This window comes from Pseudomonas kurunegalensis (genome assembly GCF_030291635.1).
Lineage (GTDB): Bacteria > Pseudomonadota > Gammaproteobacteria > Pseudomonadales > Pseudomonadaceae > Aquipseudomonas > Aquipseudomonas monteilii.
The window spans coordinates 1,263,817-1,284,123 of sequence record NZ_CP127871.1 but is presented as its reverse complement, the minus strand read 5'-3'; the positions used below and the strand labels follow the sequence as shown (position 1 = coordinate 1,284,123).

Annotated in this window: 18 protein-coding genes; 7 read left to right on the top strand and 11 right to left on the bottom strand. The window is 63.3% G+C overall.

Features of this window, described 5'->3' with window-relative positions:
* Positions 1-1,623 carry a methyl-accepting chemotaxis protein gene (locus tag QQ992_RS05745; protein WP_286112558.1) on the bottom strand — a complete coding sequence of 541 codons (1,623 nt, stop codon included), beginning with the start codon at positions 1,621-1,623 and terminating at the stop codon, positions 1-3.
* A 241-nt stretch (positions 1,624-1,864) separates the two neighbouring features.
* Positions 1,865-2,548, bottom strand: coding sequence for a tellurite resistance TerB family protein (locus QQ992_RS05740; RefSeq protein ID WP_286112556.1), 684 nt, complete (start codon positions 2,546-2,548; stop codon positions 1,865-1,867).
* Positions 2,549-2,764: 216 nt separating this feature from the next.
* Here QQ992_RS05740 and ydcS point away from each other — a divergent pair, with 216 nt between their 5' ends.
* From ydcS to QQ992_RS05715, 5 genes are all read left to right on the top strand, one after another.
* A complete protein-coding gene (ydcS, locus tag QQ992_RS05735) occupies positions 2,765-3,916 on the top strand; it encodes a putative ABC transporter substrate-binding protein YdcS (protein ID WP_016712983.1) in 1,152 nt (383 codons plus the stop codon).
* Between the two features lie 157 nt (positions 3,917-4,073).
* On the top strand, positions 4,074-5,105 hold the full coding sequence (locus QQ992_RS05730; RefSeq protein ID WP_286112554.1) for an ABC transporter ATP-binding protein: 1,032 nt from the start codon (positions 4,074-4,076) through the stop codon (positions 5,103-5,105).
* Between the two features lies 1 nt (position 5,106).
* Positions 5,107-6,018 carry an ABC transporter permease gene (locus QQ992_RS05725; RefSeq protein ID WP_286112553.1) on the top strand — a complete coding sequence of 304 codons (912 nt, stop codon included), beginning with the start codon at positions 5,107-5,109 and terminating at the stop codon, positions 6,016-6,018.
* Positions 6,008-6,814, top strand: a complete 807-nt coding sequence (locus tag QQ992_RS05720) for an ABC transporter permease (RefSeq protein ID WP_025337926.1) — start codon at positions 6,008-6,010, stop codon at positions 6,812-6,814. The genes QQ992_RS05725 and QQ992_RS05720 overlap by 11 nt, the downstream gene beginning before the upstream one ends.
* Before the next feature lie 17 nt (positions 6,815-6,831).
* Positions 6,832-8,256, top strand: coding sequence for a gamma-aminobutyraldehyde dehydrogenase (locus QQ992_RS05715; RefSeq protein ID WP_286112551.1), 1,425 nt, complete (start codon positions 6,832-6,834; stop codon positions 8,254-8,256).
* A 64-nt stretch (positions 8,257-8,320) separates the two neighbouring features.
* Here QQ992_RS05715 and QQ992_RS05710 read toward each other — a convergent pair whose 3' ends face one another.
* The 3 genes from QQ992_RS05710 to QQ992_RS05700 form a co-directional block, all read right to left on the bottom strand.
* Positions 8,321-9,427, bottom strand: coding sequence for an NADH:flavin oxidoreductase/NADH oxidase (locus QQ992_RS05710; protein WP_286112550.1), 1,107 nt, complete (start codon positions 9,425-9,427; stop codon positions 8,321-8,323).
* A 431-nt stretch (positions 9,428-9,858) separates the two neighbouring features.
* Positions 9,859-11,568, bottom strand: coding sequence for a single-stranded-DNA-specific exonuclease RecJ (recJ, locus tag QQ992_RS05705; protein ID WP_286112549.1), 1,710 nt, complete (start codon positions 11,566-11,568; stop codon positions 9,859-9,861).
* A gap of 8 nt (positions 11,569-11,576) precedes the next feature.
* A complete protein-coding gene (locus QQ992_RS05700; protein WP_003252169.1) occupies positions 11,577-12,119 on the bottom strand; it encodes a YaeQ family protein in 543 nt (180 codons plus the stop codon).
* Positions 12,120-12,250: 131 nt separating this feature from the next.
* On the opposite strand from QQ992_RS05700, the gene QQ992_RS05695 reads away from it, so the two are divergent.
* A complete protein-coding gene (locus QQ992_RS05695) occupies positions 12,251-13,450 on the top strand; it encodes a CaiB/BaiF CoA transferase family protein (protein WP_286112548.1) in 1,200 nt (399 codons plus the stop codon).
* A gap of 21 nt (positions 13,451-13,471) precedes the next feature.
* On the top strand, positions 13,472-14,347 hold the full coding sequence (locus QQ992_RS05690; protein ID WP_286112547.1) for a TIGR02285 family protein: 876 nt from the start codon (positions 13,472-13,474) through the stop codon (positions 14,345-14,347).
* Positions 14,348-14,485: 138 nt separating this feature from the next.
* Here QQ992_RS05690 and QQ992_RS05685 read toward each other — a convergent pair whose 3' ends face one another.
* The 6 genes from QQ992_RS05685 to xerD form a co-directional block, all read right to left on the bottom strand.
* The gene (locus QQ992_RS05685) at positions 14,486-14,767 is read right to left on the bottom strand and encodes a DUF3509 domain-containing protein (RefSeq protein WP_105946854.1); all 282 of its coding nucleotides are present in this window, start codon (positions 14,765-14,767) and stop codon (positions 14,486-14,488) included.
* A 79-nt stretch (positions 14,768-14,846) separates the two neighbouring features.
* On the bottom strand, positions 14,847-15,266 hold the full coding sequence (locus QQ992_RS05680; protein WP_286112546.1) for an ANTAR domain-containing protein: 420 nt from the start codon (positions 15,264-15,266) through the stop codon (positions 14,847-14,849).
* A gap of 220 nt (positions 15,267-15,486) precedes the next feature.
* The gene (gene thrC / locus QQ992_RS05675) at positions 15,487-16,896 is read right to left on the bottom strand and encodes a threonine synthase (RefSeq protein ID WP_286112545.1); all 1,410 of its coding nucleotides are present in this window, start codon (positions 16,894-16,896) and stop codon (positions 15,487-15,489) included.
* A gap of 169 nt (positions 16,897-17,065) precedes the next feature.
* The gene (locus QQ992_RS05670; RefSeq protein WP_016712995.1) at positions 17,066-18,370 is read right to left on the bottom strand and encodes a homoserine dehydrogenase; all 1,305 of its coding nucleotides are present in this window, start codon (positions 18,368-18,370) and stop codon (positions 17,066-17,068) included.
* Between the two features lie 83 nt (positions 18,371-18,453).
* Entirely contained in the window at positions 18,454-19,197 is a 744-nt protein-coding gene (locus tag QQ992_RS05665; protein ID WP_012270764.1) for a thioredoxin fold domain-containing protein, read from the bottom strand.
* 153 nt (positions 19,198-19,350) lie between these two features.
* Positions 19,351-20,247: a site-specific tyrosine recombinase XerD gene (xerD, locus tag QQ992_RS05660; protein ID WP_060497391.1), complete on the bottom strand. Its 897-nt coding sequence runs from the start codon at positions 20,245-20,247 to the stop codon at positions 19,351-19,353.
* Between the last annotated feature and the right edge of the window lie 60 nt (positions 20,248-20,307).

Genomic DNA, 20,307 nt, shown 5'->3' with positions numbered 1-20,307 from the left:
TCAGACTTTGAAGCGCGACACGCCGCCACGCAGGCCGGCGGCCACCTGGCTCAGCTCATCGATGGCAAAACTGGCCTGGCGCAGCGACTCGACAGTCTGGGTGCTGGCATCGCTGAGCTGGGCCAGCGCCTGGTTGATCTGCTCGGCACCGGTGGCCTGGGCCTGCATGCCTTCGTTGACCATCAGCACACGCGGCGCCAAGGCCTGCACCTGGTGAATGATCTGACTGAGCTGCTCGCCCACCTGTTGCACCTCGAACATGCCGCGGCGCACCTCTTCGGAGAACTTGTCCATGCCCATGACCCCGGCCGATACCGCCGACTGGATCTCGCGCACCATCTGCTCGATGTCGTAGGTGGCCACGGCGGTCTGGTCGGCCAGGCGGCGCACTTCAGTGGCCACCACGGCAAAGCCACGGCCGTACTCGCCGGCTTTTTCCGCTTCGATGGCAGCGTTGAGCGACAGCAGGTTGGTCTGGTCGGCGACCTTGACGATGGTCACCACCATCTGGGTGATGTTGCTGGCCTTTTCATTGAGGATGCCGAGCTTGGCATTGACCAGGTCGGCAGCGCCCATCACCTGGTGCATGGTCTCTTCCATGCGCGCCAGGCCCTGCTGGCCGGAGCCTGCAAGGCTGGAGGCCTGGTCGGCGGCCGAGGTGACTTCGGTCATGGTGCGCACCAGGTCACGCGAGGTGGCGGCAATTTCCCGCGAGGTAGCGCCAATTTCCGTGGTGGTGGCGGCCGTCTCGGTAGCGGTGGCCTGCTGTTGTTTGGATGTAGCGGCGATTTCAGTGACCGAAGTGGTTACCTGCACCGACGAGCGCTGGGCCTGGGCCACCAGGTTGGCCAGTGCCTCGGCCATTTCGTTGAAACCGCTTTCGATGGCGCCGAACTCGTCTTTGCGGTCCAGGCTCAGGCGCATGCTCAGGTCGCCGGAGCGCAGCTTGTCGAGGGCATGGACGATGCGCTGCATGGGGGCGGTGATGGCACGCATCAGCAACAGGCCGCAAATGCCAGCGGCGACTACTGCCAGCAGCAGCGAAACCACCATGCTGCCTTTGGCCGTGCTCACGGCACTGACGATTTCGTTGGTGGCCGCGTCGGCAGAAGCCCGGTTGTTCTCGATCACTTCATTCAGGTGCTTGCGCCCGTCCACCCAGGCAGGGGTAAGTACATCGGTAATCAGTCGCTGGGCTTCGTCGTAATTGTGCTGGCGATAAGCATCCAGTACCTGGCCTATCAGCTTCATGTAGTTTTCTTCGAGCTGAACGAAGGCGTCGAAGCGGGTCTGGTCGTCTTTGTCCTGAATGGTGGCCTGGTAGCTGGCCATGTGTTGCTTGAGCCTGTCTTCAAAGCTCTTGAACAGCTCCATGTCGGCCGAAGTGATTTCGCGGTGGTTGGACAGGCCCACCAGTTGCTGGCTGGTAACATAGCTGTCGACCCAGGCACTGCGGATCATCGAGCTGTAGTAGACCCCGGGAATGCTGTCGGTCCCCACCGCCTCTTCGGCGGTTTCGATGGTCACCAACCGCGAGTAGGCGGCCACGATCATCAACAACATGATGGCGATGATCACGGCGAAACTTGCCAGGATCCGTTGGCGCAAGGTCCAGTTCTTCACATTCAGCCCTCAGGAATTCACAACGAGCGGGAAAATCGCCGAAGTATAGCCCAGAGGCCTTACAGATTTGCGGGTGAAGTGAGGCCTAACGCACAGCAGTCGAAGTTTTTGTAGGAGCGGCCTTGTGTCGCGATCGGGCCGCAACGCGGCCCCACATTATCAGCTTCGCCATTGAAATCGCCGGGGCCGCTTTGCGGCCCGATCGCGACACAAGGCCGCTCCTACACACGTTCGGCGCCGACTATTGGCCGGCGGCGAGACGGGCCTGGCTCTCCAACTCCTGGCGCAGCGCCGGGTCCAGGCGCAGTTGGCGGGCCAGTTCATCCAGGTAGGCACGCTCCATGAAGTTTTCCTGGTCGACCATCAACACGCTGGCCAGGTACATCTCGGCCGCCATCTCTGGTGTTTGCGCAGCGCGGGCCACTTCGGCCGGGTCCAGCGGCTTGTTCAGTTCGGCATGCAGCCAGTGCTGCAGCTCGCGGTCGCTGTCCAGACGGGTGAATTCACCTTCGATCAGCGCCCGCTCACGCTCGTCGATGTGGCCATCGGACTTGGCCGCCGCCACCAGCGCCCGCAGCACCGCCTGGCTGTGCTGCTCGGCCTGGGCGGGCGGCAGGCGGTCGACGGTTTGCGGTTCGGCTGCGGCCACCCGCTGGTTGGCCTGCCAGTTGCCGTAGGCTTTATAGGCCAGCACACCCAGCGCGGCCAGGCCACCGTAGGTCAGGGCCTTGCCGCCGTACTTGCGGGCCTTCTTGCTACCCAGCAACAGGCCCAGTGCCCCGCCACCCAACAGGCCGCCACCCGCACCGGACAACAGCCCGCCAAGCCCACCGGCAGCGCCCCCAGCCTTGCTGGCGCCCCCTTGCTTTTCGAGCAGTTGCTGGCCGGATTTGAGGAGTTGATCAAGCAAGCCCCGGGTGTTCATTCGCGTGTCTCCACGTAAGAAAATTCAATCGCCAGAGTAAGGCTTGGCGCAGTACACGCCATCGTGGATTTGCTTCGGGATGTTGCATTGGCTGGCAAAAAGCCAACTAGACTCGATATCGCCAATACCTCGCGCAACCGCACTACGCTTATAACAATTGCTTCACGGCTTGCTTGATGACTGCCCCGACCAAGATCTCCAAGAAGAGGGAACACCATGTCAGTGCACAAGACCGCATTGCTCGGCGCCATGACGGGCGCCGTGCTGGCCAGCGCCAGCCTGCAGGCTGCCGAACCGCCCAAGGCCCTGGGGCCTGGCGAGGGGCGCCTGGATATCGTCGCCTGGCCCGGCTACATCGAGCGCGGTGAAAGCGACAAAGCCTACGACTGGGTGACCGGTTTCGAGAAGGAAACCGGCTGCAAGGTCAGCGTCAAGACCGCTGCCACCTCGGACGAGATGGTCAGCCTGATGACCAAGGGCGGTTACGACCTGGTCACTGCCTCGGGCGATGCTTCGCTGCGGCTGATCGTGGGCAAGCGCGTGCAACCGATCAACACCGCACTGATCCCCAACTGGAAAAACCTCGACCCTCGCTTGCAGAACGGTGGCTGGTACGTGGTCGACAAGCAGGTTTATGGCACCCCGTACCAGTGGGGGCCGAACGTGCTGCTGTACAACACCAATACCTTCAAGCAGCCCCCCACCAGCTGGGGCGTGGTGTTCGAGCCGCAGAACCTGCCCGACGGCAAGCCGAACAAAGGCCGCGTGCAAGCCTACGACGGGCCGATCTACATCGCCGACGCGGCGCTGTACCTGAAATCGGCCAAGCCGGAGCTGGGCATCAAGGACCCGTACGAGCTGAACGAGGCACAGTACAAAGCCGTGCTGGAGCTGCTGCGCCAGCAGCAACCGCTGATCCACCGTTACTGGCATGACGCCACGGTACAGATGAGCGATGTGAAGAACGAAGGCGTGGTCGCCTCCAGCTCCTGGGGCTACATGGTCAATGGCCTGAAGGCCGAGAACCAGCCAGTGGCCTCGACCATTCCCAAGGAAGGTGCGACCGGCTGGGCCGACACCACCATGCTGCACAGCGAGGCCAAGCACCCCAACTGCGCCTACAAATGGATGGACTGGTCGCTGCAGCCGAAGGTGCAGGGTGACGTGGCGGCCTGGTTCGGCTCGTTGCCGGCGGTGCCGGCAGCGTGTACCGGTAGCGAGCTGCTGGGCGCCGAGGGGTGCAAGACCAACGGGTTCGACAACTTCGACAAGATCGCCTTCTGGAAAACCCCGCAGGCCCAAGGGGGCAAGTTCGTGCCTTATAGCCGCTGGACGCAGGATTACATTGCGATCATGGGTGGGCGCTAGTGCATTCCAGTAACAGATGCATTGCCTGATCTGGGGCTGCTACGCAGCCCTTTCGCGACACAAGGCCGCTCCTACAGGAGCACGCGTCCCTCTGTAGGAGCGGCCTTGTGTCGCGAAAGGGGCGCAGAGCGCCCCCAGCTTTACCTTGGAGTAATCAATGGCCTTAGCCGTCCAGTTCACCCAGGTTTCCCGTACCTTCGGCGAGGTCAAGGCCGTCGACCAGGTCAGCATCGACATCATCGATGGCGAGTTCTTCTCCATGCTCGGCCCTTCCGGCTCGGGCAAGACCACCTGCCTGCGCCTGATCGCCGGTTTTGAACAACCCACCAGCGGCTCGATCCGTATCCACGGTGTCGAGGCCGCTGGTGTGCCGCCCTACCAGCGTGACGTCAACACCGTGTTCCAGGACTACGCCCTGTTCCCGCACATGAACGTACTGGACAACATCGCCTATGGCCTGAAGGTAAAAGGCGTGGCCAAGGCCGAACGTCACAGCCGCGCCGAAGAGGCCCTGGCCATGGTGGCCCTGGCCGGTTACGGCGCACGCAAGCCGGCGCAGCTGTCCGGCGGCCAGCGCCAGCGCGTGGCTTTGGCCCGGGCACTGGTCAACCGGCCGCGGGTGCTGCTACTGGACGAGCCGCTGGGCGCGCTGGACCTCAAGTTGCGCGAGCAGATGCAGGGCGAGCTGAAAAAGCTGCAGCGCCAATTGGGCATCACTTTCATCTTCGTCACCCACGACCAGACCGAGGCGCTGTCGATGTCCGACCGGGTTGCGGTGTTCAACCGCGGCCGCATCGAGCAGGTCGACACGCCGCGCAACCTGTACATGAAACCTGCTACCACCTTCGTTGCCGAGTTCGTTGGCACCTCCAACGTGGTGCGTGGCGAACTGGCCGTGGCACTCAATGGCAGCTCGGCGCCCTTCTCCATCCGCCCCGAGCACATCCGCCTGGGCGACCCGGTGGTAACCAGCCATGAGGTGCAAGTGAGCGGCGTACTACGCGATGTGCAGTACCAGGGCAGCGCCACCCGCTATGAGCTGCAACTGGACAACGGCCAACTGCTGGCGGTAAGCCAGGCCAACGACCGCTGGCAAGCACAAGCACAGGCCTGGCAGCCTGGACAACAGGTGCTGGCACACTGGCCCCGCGAAGCCATGACGGTGCTGCAGGAAACCGAGGCCCGCTGACATGAGCACATTGCGCAGCCTCTCCAACCTGCTGTACCGGCGCCCCAACCTGTACCTGGCATTGCTGTTGATCCCGCCGCTGACCTGGTTCGGCGCGATTTACCTGGGCTCGTTGCTGAACCTGCTGTGGCAAGGTTTCTATACCTTCGACGACTTCACCATGGCGGTGACGCCGGACCTCACCCTGGGCAACTTCGCCGCGCTGTTCAACCCGTCGAACTTCGACATCATCCTGCGCACCCTGGGCATGGCCGTGGCCGTGTCGCTGGCCAGCGCGGTGCTGGCCTTCCCCATCGCCTACTACATGGCGCGCTACACCAACGGCAAGACCAAGGCGTTTTTCTATATCGCGGTGATGATGCCGATGTGGGCCAGCTACATCGTCAAGACCTATGCCTGGACCCTGCTGCTGGCCAAGGGCGGCGTGGCGCAGTGGTTTGTCCAGCAGCTACACCTGGACGGGCTGCTGCAAGCGGTGCTGACCGTGCCGGGTGTGGGTGGCAGCACGCTGTCGACGTCGCACCTGGGGCGCTTCATGGTGTTCGTGTACATCTGGCTGCCGTTCATGATCCTGCCGATCCAGGCCTCGCTTGAGCGCCTGCCGCCTTCACTGCTGCAAGCCTCGGCAGACCTCGGCGCACGGCCTGGGCAAACCTTCGTCCAGGTGATCTTGCCGCTGTCGATTCCGGGCATTGCGGCCGGCTCGATCTTCACGTTCTCGCTCACCCTGGGCGACTTCATCGTGCCGCAACTGGTCGGCCCGCCTGGCTATTTCATCGGCAGCATGGTCTATGCCCAGCAAGGGGCGATCGGCAACATGCCGATGGCCGCCGCGTTCACCCTGGTGCCGATCGTGCTGATTGCGGTGTACCTGTCCATCGTCAAGCGCCTGGGGGCCTTCGATGCACTCTGAAAAAGCATCAACGGGGCTGCGCCTGGCGGCCTGGGGCGGGTTGCTGTTTTTGCATTTTCCGATCCTGATCATCTTCCTGTACGCGTTCAACACCGAAGACGCGGCATTCAGCTTCCCGCCCAAGGGCTTTACCCTGAAGTGGTTCGCCGTGGCCTTCGCCCGGCCCGATGTGCTGGAGGCGATCAAGCTGTCGCTGCAGGTGGCCTGCCTGGCCACGCTGATCGCCCTGGTTCTCGGCACCTTGGCCTCGGCGGCGCTGTACCGGCGCAGCTTTTTCGGCAAGGAAAGCATTTCGCTGATGCTCATCCTGCCCATCGCCCTGCCCGGCATCATCACCGGCATCGCCCTGCTCTCGGCGTTCAAGACACTGGGCATAGAGCCCGGTGTATTCACCATCGTGGTCGGCCATGCCACGTTCTGCGTGGTCATCGTCTACAACAACGTGATCGCCCGCCTGCGGCGCACCTCGCAAAGCCTGATCGAAGCCTCGATGGACCTGGGCGCCGATGGCTGGCAAACCTTCCGCTACATCATCCTGCCCAACCTCGGCTCGGCGCTGCTGGCCGGTGGCATGCTGGCCTTTGCCCTGTCGTTCGATGAAATCATCGTCACCACCTTCACCGCCGGCCACGAGCGCACGCTGCCGATCTGGTTGCTCAACCAGCTCAGCCGCCCGCGCGACGTGCCGGTGACCAACGTGGTCGCCATGCTGGTGATGCTGGTGACCATGCTGCCGATCCTTGGCGCCTATTACCTGACCCGTGGCGGCGAAAGCGTTGCGGGCAGTGGCAAATGACCCTGGAGGAGTCCCCGATGCAAACGCAGATGCTGATCAATGGCCGGCTGGTCGCTGGCGAAGGCCCGGCCTGGACCGTACTGAACCCGGCGCTGGGCACTGCCCTGGCGCAGATCAACGAAGCCACCGAAGCCCAGGTGGACAGCGCCGTGCGCGCCGCCGACCAGGCCTTCGACAGCTGGTCGCAAACCAGCCCCAAGGACCGCTCGCAAGCCTTGCTGGCGCTGGCAGATGCCATCGAGGCCCATGGCGATGAACTGGCCCGGCTGGAATCGCAGAACTGCGGCAAGCCGCTGAGTGCCGCGTTGAATGATGAAATCCCGGCCATTGCCGACGTGTTCCGCTATTTTGCCGGGGCAGCGCGCTGCCTGGGCGGTTCGGCGGCCGGCGAGTACCTGCCGGGCCACACCTCGATGATCCGCCGCGACCCGCTGGGCGTGGTGGCTTCGATTGCCCCGTGGAACTACCCGTTGATGATGCTGGCCTGGAAGATCGCCCCCGCTCTGGCCGCTGGCAACACCGTGGTGATCAAGCCATCCGAATTGACCCCACTAACCGCCCTGCGCCTGGGTGAACTGTCTCAGGACCTGCTGCCACCGGGCGTACTGAACATCCTGTTCGGCCGCGGCCAGACGGTGGGCAACCCGCTGGTCAATCACCCCAAGGTGCGCATGGTGTCACTGACCGGCTCGATCCCTACTGGCGCGCACATCATCAGCGCCACCGCCGACAGCGTGAAACGCATGCACATGGAACTGGGTGGCAAGGCCCCGGTGCTGGTGTTCGACGATGCCGACATCGACGCTGCCGTCGATGGCATCCGCACCTTTGGCTTCTACAACGCCGGCCAGGACTGCACCGCCGCCTGCCGCCTGTATGTGCAGGACGGGATCTACGAGCGCTTTGTCGAGCGCCTGGGTGAAGCCGTCGCGAGCCTCAAACCTGGCCTGCAAGAGGCCGAGGACACCGAGCTGGGGCCACTGATCAGTGCCCAGCACCGCGACAAGGTAGCCGGCCTGGTACAGCGCGCCATCGCCCAGCCGCACATTCGCCTGGTGACGGGGGGCAAGGTGATCGATGGCGAGGGTTTCTTCTTCGAGCCGACGGTGCTGGCCGATGCCCAGCAGGATGACGAGATCGTGCGCAATGAAGTGTTCGGCCCGGTGGTTTCGGTCACGCGCTTCTCCGACGAAGCGCAGGCGCTGGCATGGGCCAACGACTCCAACTACGGCCTGGCCTCATCGGTATGGACCCGCGACACCGGCCGCGCCCACCGCCTGGCAGCGCGCTTGCAGTATGGCTGCACCTGGGTGAACACCCACTTCATGCTGGTGAGCGAAATGCCCCATGGCGGGCAGAAGCATTCGGGGTACGGGAAGGACATGTCGATGTATGGACTGGAGGATTACACCTGTGTGCGGCATGTGATGATCAAGCACTAGCCCAGTATTGAATCTACCGGCCTCTTCGCGGGCTTGCCCGCGAAGAGGCCGGTACTGCGAAAACCTAATCCCGCAGATCAGACTCGTGAATCGGGTTGGCCCGGCTGGTCGCACGTTGGTACTGCGCGGGCCAGGTAGCTTTGTTACCGCCCAGGTCATCATCGGCATGCAGCGGCCAGTACGGGTCGCGCAGCAGTTCGCGGGCGAGGAAGATGATGTCGGCCTGGCCGGTCCGCAAAATGTGCTCGGCCTGGGCCGGTTCGGTGATCATGCCCACAGTGCCGGTGGCGATTTCCGATTCCTTGCGCACGCGTTCGGCGAAGCGCGTCTGGTAGCCGGGGCCGGTGGGGATCTCGGCGTTTACCGAGGTGCCGCCGGAAGATACGTCGATCAGGTCGACCCCCAAGCCGCGCAGTCGGCGGGCCAGTTCGACGGTTTCATCGGGGTTCCAGCCGTCTTCGACCCAATCGGTTGCCGATACCCGCACCAACAGCGGCAATTCGGCCGGCCAGATCTTGCGCACGGCCTCGACCACCTGCAGGGTCAGGCGGATGCGGTTCTCAAAGCAGCTGCCGTACTCGTCGCGGCGCTGGTTACTCAACGGGGACAGGAACTGATGCAACAGGTAGCCATGGGCGGCGTGGATTTCGACCACCTTGAAACCGGCCGCCAGGGCGCGCTGGGTCGAGGCGACGAAGGCAGCGATCACACCCTGGATCTCTTCGTGATTCAATTCATGCGGCGGCGTGTGTTGTGGGTCGAACGCGATCTTCGATGGCCCAACTGGCTGCCAGCCACCGTCTTCGAGCTTCACACTGCCCTGCTTGCCCAGCCATGGGCGATAGGTACTGGCCTTGCGCCCGGCGTGGGCCAGCTGGATGCCAGGCACGGCACCTTGTGCGGTGATGAAGCGGGTAATACGTTGCAACGGGGCGATCTGTGCGTCGTCCCACAGGCCAAGGTCTTCAGCGGTGATGCGGCCATCGGCGGTTACCGCCACGGCTTCAGTGATAACCAGGCCCGCACCACCCACGGCGCGGCTGCCCAAATGAACAAGGTGCCAGTCGTTGGCCAGGCCATCGACGGCGGAATACTGGCACATCGGTGACACAGCGATGCGGTTGGGCAGGGTCAGCTGACGCAGGGTGTAAGGCTCGAGCAGCAGGCTCATGAGGGCACCTCCCAAGGACTCCAATGGTGGTCCGGCCCGGACACTCAATTGCACGTCCCTGGCCCAGGTCCGGTCATAACTTCAGACTAGACCAGAATGGGTGGGGGGTAGGTTCCATGGGGTTTCGGTGGGATGCGAGGTGCTTGGCTTGAGAGATGTGGCGACTGTGAGATCGAGCGCCGCCCGCGCGGCGCATCGCGAGCAAGCTCGCTCCTACATTTGTTTCGGGCCAGAGTTTCCTGCGGGATTTGCGCGCGAACGCCTCGGCGCATGGCTCGATATCGCGTCGTACAAACAAGGCGGTCGCGTGCGATGGCACAGGCATTACTGGCCCGGAACAAATGTAGGAGCGAGCTTGCTCGCGATGCGCCGCGCGGGCGGCGCTCGATTTCCGCCACACCACAAAAATCAAGGCAAGCCCCTTGAAGCTGTCAGCGCGGCTCCATGTGGGCAATCATCAGCTGCACACTTTCGTTGCCACGAAACTCGTTCACATCCAGCTTGTAGGCCAGCTCGACCCAGCGCACGGTCGGGTTCGGCCACACTTCGCGGTCGATGCCGAAGGCAATACCGTCCAGCCGCACCGAACCGCACTCGCTCTTGAGCACCACCTTCAGGTGCCGTTCGCCCACCACACGCTGCTCCACCAGCTGGAACACGCCATGGAACAGCGGCTCGGGGAAGTGCTGGCCCCAAGGGCCGGCATGGCGCAGGGCCTTGGCCAGGTCGAGGTGGAACTCTTCCACGGCCAGGCTGCCATCGGACAGCAACCGGCCGGTGAGGTCTTCCTCACGCAACTGGCGCCGCACTTCTTCATCGAATGCTTCGGCAAATGCGGGGAAATTACCCTCGGGCAACGACAGCCCCGCTGCCATGGCGTGGCCGCCGAACTTGCTGATCAGCTCTGGGTGGCGGGCCGCTACGGCATCCAGCGCGTCACGGATGTGGAACCCCGGCACCGAGCGCGCCGAACCTTTGAGCATGCCCTCGCCGGCATCGGCAAAAGCGATAGTCGGCCGGTGATAACGTTCTTTCAGGCGCGAAGCCAGAATACCGATCACGCCTTGGTGCCAATCTGCATCGAACAGGCACAGGCCATAAGGCATGGACTCGACCGGCAGGTCCTTGAGCTGGGCCAGGGCTTCGCGCTGCATGCCCTGCTCGATGGACTTGCGGTCCTGGTTCAGGTCGTCCAGCTGCTGAGCCATGTCCTGGGCCAGGGCCGCGTCTTCGCACAGCAGGCACTCGATGCCCAGGCTCATGTCGTCCAGGCGCCCGGCAGCGTTCAACCGAGGGCCAAGGATGAAACCCAGGTCGGTCGAGGTGATGCGCCGGTGGTCACGGCGGGCCACTTCCAGAATGGCTTTCAGCCCTGGCCGGGCACGGCCGGCACGAATACGCTCGAGGCCCTGATGCACCAGGATGCGGTTGTTGGCATCCAGCGGCACCACGTCGGCGACGCTGCCCAGCGCGACCAGGTCGAGCAGTTCGCCGATGTTCGGCTGCGGTTGCGTCTCGTAGCGCCCCAGGCTGCGCAAGCGGGCGCGCAGGGCCATCAGCACATAGAAGATCACCCCGACCCCGGCCAGCGCCTTGCTCGGGAACGTACAGCCCGGCTGGTTGGGGTTGATGATGGCATCGGCGTCAGGCAGTTGCTGACCCGGCAGGTGGTGGTCGGTGACCAGTACCTTGAGCCCGGTAGCCTTGGCAGCGGCCACACCCTCGACGCTGGAAATGCCGTTGTCCACGGTAATCAGCAATTGCGGCTGACGCTGCAGCGCCACCTCGACGATTTCCGGGGTCAGGCCGTAGCCGTACTCGAACCGGTTGGGCACCAGGTAATCGACATGGGCCGCGCCCAGCAGGCGCAGGCCCAGCACCCCGACAGTGCTGGCGGTGGCGCCATCGGCATCGAAGTCACCCACAATCAGGATACGCTGGTGCTGGTCGAGGGCCTCGACCAGCAGGTCAACACCGGCCTCGATGCCCTTGAGCTGCTGATACGGCAGCAGACGCGCCAGGCTTTTGTCCAGCTCGGCCTCGCTTTGCACGCCACGCGCGGCGTACAGGCGGGTCAGCAAGGGAGGCAGGTTACCCAGGAATGGCAGGGTCGGCGGCAGGGGGCGAGGTTCGATACGCATGGGTTGCTTCAGCCACGCTCACCGAGCAGCCACTGCAGTTGCACTTCATGCTGGCCTCGGTCGTCAGTCACGAACACCGTGCCTTCGCTGATCATCACGTCCCACTTGATGCTGCGCGGCATGTCGGTGGCCAGGGTTTCCAGCACTTCCTGTGGCACGGCGGCAATGCTCAGGTTCTTCAGGTTCTTGACCGCGCTCACCACTTTACCTTCCCACACGCGCAGGCTGCCGTAGGCCAGCAGGCTGGTGCGCTCGGTACGGCGCGAGCACCAGGTCAGGCGGTCGGCATCGGGTTGGCCGACTTCGATCCAGTGCAGCACGCGGTCGTCCAGGCTCTTTTCCCACAGCGCCGGCTCATCGACATCCGACAGGCCACGGCCAAACGACAAGTTCTCGTTGTACCAAAGCGCGTACGCCAACAAACGAACTGCCATGCGCTCTTCGGTTTCCGACGGGTGACGAGCGATGGTCTGCTTGACGCTTTCGTAGACGTTGCGATCAAGGTCGGTGAGATTCAATTCGAACTTGTAGGTGGTGGACGGCTGGGCCATGGTCGAGGGGCTTCGTGCAAAAGAAAAGTGGCACAGTCTAACCCATCCGCACCGTCCATGCGCCGCAGCAGTACCCGGCGAAACCGACGTGTGATAAAACCACGGCTCTGCCCAGCTGCCACGGATGCCCCATGTCGACGCCCAGCAAACCCCTCGCCGGCCTTAAAGTTGTGGAACTCGGCACGCTGATTGCCGGGCCGTTCGCCTCGCGCATCTGTGCCGAATTCGGTGCCGAAGTGATCAAGGTCGAGTCTCCGGATGGCGGCGACCCGCTGCGCAAGTGGCGCAAGCTGTATGAGGGCACTTCGCTGTGGTGGTTCGTGCAGGCGCGCAACAAGCAGTCGCTCACGCTTAACCTCAAGCACCCCGAAGGCCGCGAGGTGCTGAAAAAGCTGCTGGCCGAAGCCGACATTCTGATCGAAAACTTCCGCCCGGGCGTGCTCGAAAAGCTCGGCCTGGGCTGGGATGTGCTGCATGCCCTTAACCCGCGCCTGGTCATGGTGCGCCTGTCGGGCTTTGGCCAGACCGGGCCGATGAAAGACCAGCCCGGCTTCGGCGCGGTGGGCGAGTCGATGGGTGGCCTGCGCTACATTACCGGCTTCGACGACCGCCCACCGGTGCGCACGGGCATTTCCATCGGTGACTCGATTGCTGCCCTTTGGGGGGTGATTGGCGCGTTAATGGCGCTGCGCCACCGTGAGGTCAATGGCGGCCAGGGCCAGGTTGTGGACGTGGCGCTGTATGAAGCGATCTTCGCCATGATGGAAAGCATGGTGCCGGAATTCGATGTGTTCGGGTTTATCCGCGAGCGCACCGGCAACATCATGCCGGGCATCACACCCTCCTCCATCCATACCAGCGCCGACGGCAAGCATGTGCAAATTGGCGCCAACGGCGATGCCATCTTCAAACGTTTCATGCTGGCGATTGGCCGCACCGACCTGGCGGATGACCCTACCCTGGCCACCAATGATGGCCGCGACCTGCGCCGTGACGAACTCTACGGGGTGATTGACCGCTGGGCCAACAGCCTGCCACTGGAGCAACTGATGCAGGTGCTGACCACGGCAGAGGTACCTGCCAGCCGCATCTACTCGGCCGAGGACATGTTCAACGACCCGCAATACCTGGCACGAGAGATGTTCCTGCAGGCCAAGTTGCCGGATGGCAAGCCGTTCCGCATGCCAGGCATCGTGCCCAAGCTGTCGGATACACCTGGCTCCACCGAGTGGGTCGGCCCGGCGCTGGGCGAACACACCGAGGCACTGCTCACCCGCCTGGGCTATGACGCAGCGGCCATTGCCGGCCTGCGCCAGGCCGGCGCGGTCTGACGCCTGCCGCTGCCCTTGCCGATGCGCGCTGCCTACTGGCTACGCCACCTGATCCTGCTGTGCGGGCTGCTGCCCGCATTGCTCATGCAACCTGCCAGCGCCAAGGAGCGCATCTTCTGGCTGGTGCGCGACCTGCCACCCTTCACCATTTTCGAAGGACCGGAAAAAGGCCAAGGGGTGATCGACCAGCTATTGCCGCTGCTGACCAGGCAGATGCCCGAGTACGACCACACCATCGTGCGGGTCAACCGTGCACGCGGCATCCAGATGCTGCAAGACCGCAACACATTCACCTGCGACCCGACCCTGCTATGGACCCCGGAACGGGCCAAATATGCGCTTTTTTCCATGCCAACGCTGGGTGTGCTCAGTGGTGGCCTGGTGCTGCGCAAGGAAAACCAGGCCCTGGTGGCGCCCTACCTCGACAGCCAGGAAGTGGACCTGCATGGCCTGCTGAGCAACGCCCCGGTGAAACTGGGCATTGTTGCCGAACGTAGCTATGGCACGCAGATCGACGCCATTCTGCAGCAGCTACCTGATACTGCGCTTAGCCGGCACTATGGCAACGACGCCACAGCCAACCTGCTGCAAATGCAAAAACTGGGGCGCCTACGCTTGGTGCTCGGCTACTGGCACGAAGTTCGTTACTTGCTTCAGCAGCAAGGCGGCTCACTGGCCGACTATCAGTTTCATCCTGTCCAGGGGGTGGAGCACTACCAGTTTCTCCATGTCGCCTGCTCTGACAATCCGTCGGGCCGCAAAGCGGTAGCGCATATCAACCAGCTATTGCCTGCTTTGCGCCGGGACGTGCTGCCTGGCTTGTATGCGCACTGGCTGGACCCGTCGTTGCAGGAAGACTACCTGGAAGACAGCAAGCGCTTCTTCGAAGCCCCTTGATCACCTGAAAAAAGAAACCCCGGACGCTGGGGAAGACGCCCGGGGCCAAGCGAAAGTCCTTGGGGACTTCCCGTGACAGCCTTGCCAGCGCCGGAGCAAAGCACTGGCTGGCTGCCCCTACAGTGTCTGATAAACCACTCAGGCAAAGGTTCCCTGCGGTTGTTGACGCTGCTGCAATGCCGCGATCACACAGGGCTGCAAGCGCCCTTCGGCAATCTGCAGGTCACGGTGCAGGCCATCCACCAGATCGATCAACAGGCGTTGCTCCTGCAACTGGCGCTCGCTGACCGTACGCCGCAGGGTGATGCCGGCGAGGCGGTCGTGAACGGTCAGTTGGCGATTGCCATTGGCATCGGTGATGCCGAGGTGGGTCTGATAGGGGGTCAGGGCGTCGTTGAGCAGGCTGCAGATTCTTTCCATCCGGATCACTCGCTGCGTGGTGGGATCTAAAGGAACTGACCAGCAGGCGCCGCAGAAAGTTCGTCAAACCGCGCCCGCGTCAGTGAGCATGCGGGGCTGAGATGACAGTTTGAATACGCTGCCCCGGGCGGGCCTGCAGTGTTTGCAGGGCATGCTGCAGGCGCGGCATCGACAGCGGCCAGGGCAGCTCGGCGAGCACCCACAGCCCCCGGCTTCTGGCTGCCTGGGCAAGGTTATGGCGCTTGGGGGTGGGCTGACCGACGAACAACAGCGCACGCGCCCGGTGCTGCTGGGCGAGCAAGGCGAGGCCTGAGCGAGTTGGCATGGCATGGTCGAGAATCAGCAGGTCGGGGCGACGCTCAGCGTTCAGGCAGGCGTCCAGGTCATTGGTGTTTGCGCTGATGCGCACGTTGAACAGGCCTTGGGCGTTGAGGGCCTGGTGCAGAAGGATCTGGTGGGATGGGCGAGCCTGGTGAATCAACACGTAGGGCTGGTGCATGAGCCGCTCCTGGTGGGAGGACCGGCTAAGTTAGCTTTGCGCTTGGCATGGAAGAATGAGATTTTTCCTGCGCAGCCCAAGAAAAATCCGAGATTTTGGGGCTGCTTTGCAGCCCATCGCCGGCAAGCCAGCTCCCACATGTAGTGCACATGACCTTGGATCTACGCGATCAAGGTGGGAGCTGGCTTGCCGGCGATGGGCCGCAACGCGGCCCTGGCTGTTACAGCGGTTTGCCGCGGTTGCCGTGCTGGCTGACAAAGCCCTGAACAGCTTTCAGGTCATTGGCCAGTACCGTGCAACGCTCTTCACGGCTGAACAGGTCAGTGAGGTGTGCTGGCAGCTCCAGCGCCTTGCCAACACCTGCCTTCTCCACCGCTTCCGGGAACTTGACCGGGTGGGCGGTACCCAGCACCACCATCGGCGTGTCCAGGCTGCGACGGCACTCGCGCGCGGCTTTGACGCCAATTGCGGTATGCGGGTCGAGCACTTCACCCGTGGCGGCGAACACCTCGGCAATGGTCTCGCAGGTTTGCTCGTCGCTGACGGCCAGCGAGTCGAACAGCTTGCGCGCTTCGGTCCAGCGGTCTTGCTCGACGCTGAAACCACCGCCCTGCTTGAAGTTGGCCATCAGTTCGGCGATGGCGCCACCATTGCGGCCGTGCAGGTCGAACAGCAGGCGTTCGAAGTTGGACGAAACCATGATGTCCATCGACGGCGACAGGGTCGCGTGCAGGGTTTCCTTCACATACTGGTTGCCGCTCATGAAGCGGTGCAGGATGTCGTTGCGGTTGGTGGCGACGATCAGCTGGCTGACCGGCAGACCCATGTTGCGGGCCAGGTAACCGGCGAAGATGTCGCCAAAGTTGCCGGTAGGTACCGAGAACGCGACCGAACGCGCCGGGCTACCCAACTGCAGGGCTGCATGGAAGTAGTAGACGATCTGGGCCATGATCCGCGCCCAGTTGATCGAGTTGACCGCTACCAGGCGGGTGCCCTTGAGGAACGACTGGTCAGCGAAGCTGGCCTTGACCATTTCCTGGCAGTCGTCGAAGTTGCCTTCGATGGCGATGTTGTGGATGTTGTCGCCGAAGATGGTAGTCATCTGGCGGCGCTGCACTTCCGACACGCGCTGGTGCGGGTGCAGGATGAAGATGTCGACGTTGTCGCAACGGCGGCAGCCTTCGATGGCGGCGGAACCGGTGTCACCGCTGGTGGCGCCGATGATCACCACGCGCTCGTTGCGCTTGGCCAGCACGTGGTCGAGCAGGCGGCCGAGCAGTTGCAGGGCAAAGTCCTTGAACGCCAGGGTCGGGCCGTGGAACAGCTCCAGCACCCACTCGTTGCTGTTCAGCTGACGCAGCGGGGCGACGGCGGCGTGGGCGAACTCGCCGTAGGTTTCTTCAAGGATTTTCTTGAAGTCGGCGTCGGCGATGCTGCCTTCGACGAACGGACGCATCACACGGAAGGCCAGTTCGTGGTACGGCAGGCCGGCCCACGAGGCGATTTCTTCCTGGGTGAAGCGTGGCAGGTTCTCGGGTACGTACAGGCCGCCGTCACTGGCCAGGCCAGCCAGCAGCACGTCTTCGAAATTCAGGGCCGGTGCCTGGCCGCGGGTACTGATATAGCGCATGGGTGCAAACCTTTGGTTTGAGCGGCAAGCTATAAGTTGCAAGCTACAAGAAAAAGCCGATTGGCATTGCTCTCGTGCTCTGCGTCTCATCCTTGCCGCAAATTTACTCTCTTCGAAGCTTCAACACCGAACTGCCTTTACTTGCAGCTTGCAGCTTGAAGCTTGCCACTTAATTGAGCTGTTCGACGCGGATGCGCACGACCTTGCCGACCACGTCCTGCAGGGCTTCCAGGGCGACGATGGCGTCGTTGATACGCTGCTCGACCACGCCGTGGGTCAGCAGGATCATCGGCACCAGGCCGTCCTGCTCCTCGGCTTCCTTCTGCATGATCGACTCGATGTTGATGCCACGCTCCGACAGGATGCTGGCCACCTGGGCCAGTACGCCCGGGTGATCCTTGGCCTGGATGCGCAGGTAGTAGGCACTCTCGCAGGCTTCGATCGGCAGGATCGGGTGGGCCGACAGCGCGTCTGGCTGGAAGGCCAGGTGCGGCACGCGGTTTTCCGGGTCGGAGGTCATGGCACGCACCACATCCACCAGGTCACCGACCACCGACGAAGCGGTAGGCTCCATGCCGGCGCCCGCGCCGTAGTACAGGGTGGAACCGGCGGCGTCACCGTTGACCATCACGGCGTTCATCACGCCGTTGACGTTGGCGATCAGGCGGTCAGCCGGGATCAGCGTGGGGTGTACGCGCAGCTCGATGCCTTCGGCAGTACGACGCGCCACACCCAGGTGCTTGATGCGGTAGCCCAGGGCCTCGGCATAGTTCACGTCAGCGGTGGTCAGCTGGGTGATGCCTTCGGTGTAGGCCTTGTCGAACTGCAGCGGGATGCCGAAGGCGATGGACGCCAGGATGGTCAGCTTGTGCGCGGCGTCGATGCCCTCGACGTCGAAGGTCGGGTCGGCTTCGGCGTAACCCAGCGCCTGGGCTTCGGCCAGCACGTCCGGGAAGGCACGGCCCTTCTCGCGCATTTCGGTGAGGATGAAGTTGCCGGTGCCGTTGATGATACCGGCCAGCCAGTTGATGCGGTTGGCCGACAGGCCCTCGCGGATGGCCTTGATCACCGGGATGCCGCCAGCCACGGCCGCTTCGAAGGCGACGATGACGCCCTTCTCGCGGGCCTTGGCGAAGATTTCGTTGCCGTGCACGGCAATCAGCGCCTTGTTGGCGGTGACCACGTGCTTGCCGTTCTCAATAGCCTTGAGTACCAGGTCGCGGGCGATGGTGTAGCCACCGATCAGCTCGATGACAATGTCGATCTCCGGGTTGCTCGCAACTTCGAACACGTCAGCGGTAATGGGGGTACCGGTAATCTGGCAGTTCGGGTTCTGCGAGCGCATGGCGATCTGTGCCACTTCAATACCGCGCCCGGCACGGCGGGCAATCTCCTCGGCGTTGCGCTGAAGTACATTGAAGGTTCCGCCACCGACGGTCCCCAACCCACAGATGCCTACTTTGACCGGTTTCACTGTGAACTCCCCATTGAACGGCCGGCACGTTTGCCGACCGTGAAACATGCCGTCACCCCATGACGACGGCGTACTGAATTGGATTACTTGGCCAGTGCCAGCTTGGCGACCTGCGGTGCCGGCTGGTAGCCCGGAATGACCTGGCCGCTTTCAAGCACGATGGCCGGCGTGCCGTTGACGCCGATCGACTGGCCCAGCTGGAACTGCTTGCTGACCGGGTTGGTGCACTTGGCAGCCTTGATTTCTTCGCCTTCGACCATCTTGTCCATCGCCCCACGGCGGTCGCTGGAGCACCACACCGCCTGCAACTGCTGGTCACCCGGCGAGCCGAGGCCCTGACGCGGGAAGGCGACGTAGCGCACTTCGATACCGCGGCGGTTCAGCTCGGGCACTTCAGCGTGCAGCTTGTGGCAGTACGGGCAGGTGGTGTCGGTGAATACGGTAATGTGCGACTTGGTCTCACCCTTGGCAGGATAAACCACCATCTCGGCGGCTGGAATGCCGTTGATGAGCTTGGCGATGCCTTGGCGCTCGGTTTTTTCGGTGAGGTTGACCGGCTTGCCGTCCTGGATCTGGAACAGGTAGCCCTGCATCACGAACTGGCCGTCGGCGCTGGCGTACAGCACGCGGCCACCCTGTAGCTTCACTTCATAGAGGCCGTTGAGCGGGCTGCTGGCCACGCTTTCCACGGGCACTTCCAGCTCGAGGTTTTGCAACGATTTACGGATGGCCTGCTCGGCACCGGCATTGCTATCGGTTGCCGCAGCTACGGCAAACGTACTGGCCAGCGCCAACGCGGCGGCGGCGAAAAACTGGGTCACGCGCATGGGAACTCCTGAAGGCGGACAGGGGCCGGAGGGCGCCACCTGCGGAAAATACGCGGTGGCCGTGCGGCCCTTGGTGCAAACCGCCCAAGCCTACCACATCACACCGCCGGTGAAGGGCCTTGCAAGGACCAGTCGGCGGAACATGAAAAACATTCATCCACGCGGGTGGTGCTGGGCGTGCAACTGCTGCAGACGGGCCTTGGCGACGTGGGTGTAGATCTGCGTGGTGGACAGGTCGCTGTGGCCAAGCAGCATCTGCACCACGCGCAGGTCGGCGCCATGGTTGAGCAGGTGGGTGGCGAAGGCGTGGCGCAGGGTATGCGGCGACAGCGGCTTGTCGATGCCGGCAACCCGGGCATGGTGCTTGATGCGGTGCCAGAAGGTCTGCCGGGTCATCTGCTCGCCACGCAGGCTGGGGAACAGCACGTCGCTGGGGCGACCATTGAGCAGTTCGGCACGACCGTCACGTTGATAGCGCTCCAGCCACACGACCGCCTCTTCCCCCATCGGCACCAGGCGCTCCTTGCTGCCCTTGCCCATCACACGCAGTACACCTTGGCGCAGATTGACCTGGTCGAGGGTCAGGCTGACCAGTTCGGTGACGCGCAGGCCGCAGGCATACAGCACTTCGAGCATGGCGCGGTCGCGCTGGCCAATGGCTTCGCCCAGGTCCGGGGCTTGCAGCAAGGCCTCGACGTCGGCTTCGGAGAGCGACTTGGGCAGCGGCTTGCCCAACTGCGGCATCTCGACCTGCAGGGTTGGGTCGATGGCCACCAGCTTTTCCCGCAGCAGGTAGCGGAAGAAGCCGCGCAGGCCGGAAAGAAAGCGTGCCGTGGAGCGTGGCTTGTAGCCCTGGTCGAGGCGCCAGGCCAGGTGGTCGAGGATCAGGTCACGGCCAGCATCAGGCAAGGAAACCGAGTGCGCCTGCAGCCAGCCGTTGAACAGGGCCAGGTCGCTGCGGTAGGACACGCGGGTGTTGTCGGACAGGCCTTTTTCGAGCCACAGGGCGTCAAGAAACTGGTCGATCAGGGGATGGTCGAGGGCGGACATGAAAACTCGGTGGCAAACGGCGGATTGATGCTTAGTCTTTCATAACAGCGCAGGCATAGG